The organism is Chamaesiphon polymorphus CCALA 037 (assembly GCF_003003845.1).
In the GTDB taxonomy this organism is placed as follows: Bacteria; Cyanobacteriota; Cyanobacteriia; order Cyanobacteriales; family Chamaesiphonaceae; genus Chamaesiphon; species Chamaesiphon polymorphus.
Genome location: NZ_PVWO01000351.1, coordinates 1 through 6,308, shown reverse-complemented (window position 1 = coordinate 6,308; position 6,308 = coordinate 1). Strand labels below are relative to the sequence as shown.

General features: G+C 49.5%; 3 protein-coding genes. All 3 read right to left on the bottom strand.

The annotated features are described in order from the left end of the window. Positions 1 to 328: 328 nt before the first annotated feature. Positions 329 to 3,862, bottom strand: a complete 3,534-nt coding sequence (locus C7B77_RS21365) for an amino acid adenylation domain-containing protein (RefSeq protein ID WP_245894300.1) — start codon at positions 3,860 to 3,862, stop codon at positions 329 to 331. After that, positions 3,840 to 5,528 carry a non-ribosomal peptide synthetase gene (locus C7B77_RS31165; protein ID WP_106309592.1) on the bottom strand — a complete coding sequence of 563 codons (1,689 nt, stop codon included), beginning with the start codon at positions 5,526 to 5,528 and terminating at the stop codon, positions 3,840 to 3,842. The genes C7B77_RS21365 and C7B77_RS31165 overlap by 23 nt, the downstream gene beginning before the upstream one ends. Beyond that, a partial coding sequence (locus C7B77_RS21355) for a 2,3-diaminopropionate biosynthesis protein SbnB (RefSeq protein WP_106309589.1) occupies positions 5,528 to 6,308 on the bottom strand: 781 nt, incomplete at its 5' end. The genes C7B77_RS31165 and C7B77_RS21355, both read right to left, overlap by 1 nt.

Genomic DNA, 6,308 nt, shown 5'->3' with positions numbered 1-6,308 from the left:
TCCTTGGAGAGGCACTAGATAAAAGAAGGAGATGGCAGATGGTATGTTGATTGGAGACAATCTACGCCCAGGGGAGGGCTTCGTGCCCAGCTCATCACGCTTATTACAGATCGAACCCTACCCCGCAGCCACCAATCAAACATCGGGCACCCGCCACACTAGCACCAACAACCAAAATGTGCAGGGGAGTTTGAGGGGCGGCACCCCGCCTCTCAACGGGGGGTCTGGGGGAAGCCTCCCCCAGATCCGGGTTCTCCAAGCACCAGAAATGCTAGACAAGTAGAGTACTGGAACCTCGCCATGTCAACAGCAAATCGGTAGGGAGCATTCAATCCATCTCCTCCAACTCAGCCAAAATCCGCGCCATCTCATCGTCCTCCGTCTCAGCCGCCAGATACTCGACAACCACCTCCCCCAAATCTGCCACCGTCTGCCGCTCGAACAACGTCCGCAACGGCAACTCCACCCCCAGCGCATCATGAATCCGCGAAACCACCTGAGTCGCCAACAGCGAATGCCCACCCAACTCAAAGAAATTGTGGTGAATCCCCACCCGCTCGACTCCCAGCACCTCCGCCCAAATCCCCGCCAAGACTTCCTCAACTGGAGTGCGGGGAGCTACGATGATGCTATCTAACTCCGAATGCGCCTGCTCCAGATTTGCCAACGCCTTGCGATCGATCTTGCCATTAGGAGTTAAAGGCAACGACTCCATCATCACAAACGCCGACGGCACCATAAACTCCGCTAGCTTATCGGCTACGAAACTCCGCAATTCACCAGTCGCAATCGTTCCCGATTTCGGCACGATATAAGCCACCAACCGTTTACCAGTCGGATCCACTCGTACCACCACCACCGCTTCCCGCACTTGTGGATGCAGACTCAACACCGCCTCAATCTCGCCCAACTCGATCCGAAAACCACGAATCTTCACCTGTTGGTCGATCCGTCCCAGAAATTCGATATTCCCATCGGGTAAATAGCGCGCCAAGTCGCCCGTTTTATACAACCGTCCTGAATAGTCTCGACCGAATGGATTGGGGATAAATTTCTCGGCAGTTAAATCGGCACGATTCAGATAACCCCGCGCCAAACCCGCACCGCCGACGTGTAATTCTCCGGCAACCCCGATCGGGACTGGTTGGAGATGGCGATCGAGGATGTAGACTTGAAGATTATCCATCGGTCGTCCGATCGGTGGAGCTGTATCACTATCCTTACAAATTGCCGTAGTGGTGCAGACAGTCGATTCTGTCGGCCCATAACCATTGATAAATTGCCGTCCCCGCCCCCATTGTGCTACAAGATCGGGAGGACAAGCCTCACCCGCGACGGTAATCGTGCGTAAATCGGGATACTCACCACTCGGCATCGCGGCTAGAGCTGAAGGCGAAAGCGTGACGTGGGAGATTTTGCGATCGAGTAATAATCGCATCAATCCCGTACCCGGAATCAACGACTCCCGCGCACCCAGATAGAGGGTAGCTCCTGCATACAGCGACAGCACCACTTCCGCAATCGACGCATCGAAACTAAAGGACGCAAATTGCAGCACGCGGCTATCGGGATGAGCGTCGAAGATCCGAACGTGTGCCTGTGCGAGGTTGCACAATCCCTGATGTTGAACGAGTACGCCTTTGGGTTTGCCTGTAGAACCAGACGTGTAAATTACATAAGCGAGATTGTTGAATCGAACGCCACTATCGAAATTAGATCGATCTTTGCTTTCAATATCTCCCCAATCGGCATCCAGCCGTAAGATCGGTACGTCGCAATCTGGTAAACCTGCCAGCAATTTTTGTTGCGTCAATAATAACGCTACCTGCGAATCAGACAGCATGAAACTCAGTCTGTCGGCGGGATAGGCTGGATCTAAGGGTACGTAGGCACCACCAGCTTTGAAAACCCCCAATAAGCCGACGATCGTGTCTAGGGAACGTTCGACACAAATGCCGACTAGGACTTCTGGTTTCACGCCCAAGGTTTGGAGATAACGCGCCAATTGGTTCGATCGATCGTTCAATTCGCGATAGGTTAATTTTGCATCTTCAAATTGCACCGCGATCGCGTCTGGAGTGCGTTCTACTTGAGCTTCAAACAGTTCGTGAAAGCACTTATCTTGAGGATAATCGACTTGAGTATCGTTCCAATCGATGAGTAACTGTTGCCGTTCCGCGCTACTTATTAACGGTAATTTGGCAACCTGTTGTTGGGGATTGGCAACGATACCAGCGAGTAAAATCTCCAGGTGTGATGCCATCCGTTCGATCGTCGTCGCGTCGAATAAATCGCGATTGTAAATCAGTTCCCCTGTCAATCCGGCTGCTGTTTCTTCCATCTGTAATGTCAGATCGAAGCGAGCGGTGACATGCTCCATTTTGAATGGTGAGATTGTCAGATCGGGCAGATCTAATTTACTCAATGGTGCGTTTTGCAAGACGAACATCACCTGAAATAGTGGCGTGTAGCTCAAAGAACGCTGTGGCTGGAGTTCTTCTACCAGTTTCTCAAATGGCAGATCTTGATGCTCGTAAGCACCCAATGTCATTTCCCGCACTCGATCGAGTAATTCGGTAAATGTCGGATCGCCTTCGAGTTTGGTGTGTAAGACGAGGGTGTTGACAAAAAAGCCAATTAGGGACTCAATCCCGCTATGATTGCGATTGGCGATCGGCGAACCGATGACGATATCTTCTTGCCGACTATAGCGAGATAATAACGTTGCAAATGCCGCCAGCAGCGTCATAAATAATGTCGCCCCGGAATTTTGGCTCAATAGTTTGAGTTGTTGAGTTAACTCGCGATCGAGATAAAAAGATGTAGTACCACCGCGAAATGTCTGCATCGACGGGCGCGGTCGATCGGTTGGCAATTCCAGTAATGGTGGGGCTGTAGCTAATTGCTGTTTCCAGTAATCGACTTGGCTTTGTAATACATCCCCTGTCAACCATTTGCGTTGCCATTGAGCGAAGTCGGCATATTGAATTGGCAATCCCGGCAGTTGCGCGGGCGTCTCCGTACAAATAGCGCGATACAATTCCGATAACTCATCGACAAAGATTCCCATCGACCAACCATCAGAAATAATATGATGCATGGTGACGAGTAAGACGTGGGATTCTAACCCCAACCGTACCAACGTGAAGCGCAATAAGGGTGGCACCGCCAGATCGAACGGCTGTTGCGATTCTTCAACGGCGAGTTCCTGCAATCGCGTCGATTGAGCTTCACCCGACAGGTGTTGCAAATCTACAAAGGGCATCGCAATCTGGAAATTGCTGCTAATTACCTGTACTGGTTCGCCCTCGATCGTCTCAAAGCTAGTTCGCAGCACTTCATGCCGCTGTAAAATGCCTTCTACCGCCAATTCCAACGCGGCAATATCCAGATCGCCCGTCAGTTGCAACGGTTCGGGCATATTATAGGTAGCACTACCACCTTCCAACCGATCTAGGAACCACAATCGAGATTGCGCAAAAGATAGCGGGAGCTTTTCTGCACGGGAAACAGGTAGAATCGGCGATCGATCTAAGCCCGCACCAGTCGCCTGTGTAGCTTCAATTAGCTCGCTCAGTTCGGAAATAGTCGGCGACTCAAACAAGCGGCGCAGCGGCAATTCTACCCCAAACAGCGGACGCAACCGGATAATTACCTGCGTCGCCAACAGAGAATGTCCGCCCAATTCAAAGAAATTATCGCGAATCCCTACCTGCGGCAGATGGAGGATTTCTTGCCATAAAGTCGCCAGAGCCTCCTGTGTCGGCGTACTCGGCGCGACAAAATCCGTCCGCAAACTCAGATCCAGATCCGGCAACGGTAACGCCTTGCGATCGACTTTACCATTCGGTGTCAGCGGCATCGACTCCAGATACACAAACGCTCCCGGCACCATATAGGCAGGTAGTTTTTGTTTGAGGTAGTCTCTTAGGGAGTTGGGAGTTGGGAGTTGGGAGTTGGGAGTTGGGAGTTGGGAGTTGGGAGTGTGCCGAAGGACTAATCCTGTCAATCCTTTCATCCTGTAAATCCCGATCGTTGTTGGGAGTGGGGAGTGGTGATACGACTAAATAAGCTGCTAAATACATATCCCCAGGGCGATCTTCTCTGGCAATTACCACAGCTTCCCGCACTTGGGGATGCTGGCTCAGTACCGTCTCAATTTCGCCCAACTCGATCCGATTGCCGCGAATCTTCACCTGATAATCGATTCGCCCCAAAAATTCGATATTCCCATCGGGTAAATACCGCGCCTTGTCGCCAGTCTTATACAATCGCATCGATTCGCCATTATCGAAGGTATGTTCGATAAATGCCTTTGCAGTCAACGTCGGATTGTGCAAATAACCGCGCCCTACGCCAGCACCACCGACGTAGAGTTCGCCCGCTACGCCGAGCGGCAGAATTTCTAATCGATCGTCCAGGACGTATAATTGGGTATTAGAAACCGCCCGACCGATCGGCAGATTGATAACTTCGGCTGTGGGTGGTTGATGGACTGCATAATGAGTGACATCATCCGAACACTCCGTCGGCCCGTAAGCATTTAAAATCGGAATAGCAGGATAAAATGCCAACCATCCCCGCGCCAATTGGGGTGGCAAAGGTTCGCCTGTGAGCAATAACCACCGCAGTTTAGCAAGCTTTAGATAAGGCTTTCCACTAGTTTCAATTTGCTGTAAAAGTGCCCGCAATAAAGATGGCACGATCTCTAGAATCGAAATCCCCTGACTTTCTACATGTGCGAGGATTTGCGTCGGATCTGTTGCCAGTTCGGTAGGAATAATTTCAACTTTACCACCGACGAGTAAAGCAACTAAAAATTGCCAAATACTAATATCGAATGTTTGCGATGCCGTCTGCGCGACGATATCGTTCGCACTTAAATTTAGATCCGTAACTTTGGCATATAAATGATTCACCATCCCCCGTTGTTCCAGCATCGCACCTTTGGGAGTACCAGTAGAACCAGAAGTATAAATAACGTATGCTAAATTATCGGGATTAGAGCGAATTTCTAAATTTTCGCTGCTATATGCCAACAGATCGATATCTGCAAAGTACGATAATTGGGGTTTAGTTTCCAGTTGTGCTAATACTGGTGCTAACATTACTGCCAAGTTGCTTTGAGCTAATAGCAATGGCACCTGACTCTGCGCTAATACTTGTTGCGTGCGCTCCGCTGGATGTTCGGGATTGAGCGGTAAATATGCCCCACCAGCTTTAAATACTGCCAACATTACCGTTAGGAAATCGATACTGCGATCGCCCATTACAGCCACGATCGTTTCAGCTTTTACGCCGAGATCGACTAAATGTCGTGCCCAGCGATTGGCACGGGTATTTAATTGTTGATATGTTAATTGTTGGTTCTCAAAGATGACCGCGATCGCGTCTGGATGTGCTGCTACTCGTTCCTCGAATAACTGAGCGAAACAGCGATCGAGTGGATAATCGACATGAGTATTATTCCACTCATTTAATAATTCTCGTTCGGTTAAATTTAGTAAAGGTGAAGTTGAGTTTGTCATTACGCAGGTACTCCAGATTCATCTCTTTCTAGCCAAGAAGCGGGCAAAAATGACTCGATCGTTTCGCCCATCTGTTGCTCGATTGCCAGTTTGTATGCCAATTGTCCCAATGCTAAATCGAGTACGCCCAAGCCAAACGGACTGTAGATTGAAAGCTTATTATCGTTCGAGCGAGCGGGTGCATCACCATTGAGAATATCGCCGATCGTCGTGCGAATAAAATCGCGATTGCCCGATGCTAGTTCGGCTAGGTGAACCGATGTCTGAGCGCGAGAAGCATGATCGATATCATCAACGATATTATCGGCTGCTAAAATAATTTCTGGCGATAAGTCGCGCAGGGAAATATGTAAAATAACTGCGTTCGGCTGACACTGAGATAGATCGGATATATGCGGTTTAGTTGCCGTCGTCGCAAAAGAAATTACCGAAGATTTTTTGAGAACGGTACTAGATTCGGCGACGATCTCGATACTCAATCGATCGGATAATTGTTGACACTTGCGCTTAAACTGCTCGGCACGTTCTTGACTGAGATCGCAGACTAATACGGTTTCAATTTCTGGACAAGTAGTTAATAAAAAGCGAACGATTTCAAAGTTAATTAACCCCGTACCAATCAGTCCCAAAGTAGTTAATTTTTGCGAACCCTTTAGTTGCTCGGCACCGATTGCCGCACTCGCCGCAGTCCGCTTGGCACTGATAATCGAGCTTTCCATAATTGCTTTGGTATGCCCGGTTTGCGTTGAATTGAGAATCAACGTCGCCGAAGCTCTTTCC